Annotated in this window: 1 protein-coding gene; it reads left to right on the top strand. The window is 74.4% G+C overall.

Going from position 1 to position 442, the window contains the following annotated elements; genetic code table 11:
- Positions 1-387: nucleotide exchange factor GrpE (gene grpE, locus G3I78_RS48525; RefSeq protein WP_164437026.1), on the top strand; the 387-nt coding region annotated here is incomplete at its 5' end.
- Positions 388-442: the final 55 nt, after the last annotated feature.

The following is a 442-nucleotide window of genomic DNA, read 5'->3' on the forward strand; positions in this document are numbered from 1 at the left end:
GCGCTCCAGCGCGAGCGGGCGAGCTTCACGAACTACCGCAACCGGTCGCTGCGCGACCAGGAGGCCGCGCGCACGAGGGGGATCGAGGACGTGCTCACCGCGCTCCTCCCGGTCCTCGACGACATCGACCGCGCGCGGCAGCACGGCGAGCTGACGGGGCCGTTCGCGGCCATCTCCGACAAGCTCGACGCGTCGCTCGAGAAGTTCGGGATCGAGCGCTACGGCGCGGTGGGGGACGAGTTCGACCCCACCGTCCACGAGGCGCTCATGCACCAGCCCGACCCCGAGGCGACCGCCACCACGGTGAACCTCGTCATCGAGCCGGGCTACCGGATCGGGGACCGGGTCGTGCGCGCCGCGCGCGTCTCGGTCGTCGGCCCCGAGTAGCCACCCGTCCCGCGTGCCCGACGGCGCGGGCGCACCTCCCGCGCCGAGGTGCCCC

The organism is Streptomyces sp. SID13726 (genome assembly GCF_010548375.1).
Taxonomy (GTDB): domain Bacteria; phylum Actinomycetota; class Actinomycetes; order Streptomycetales; family Streptomycetaceae; genus Streptomyces.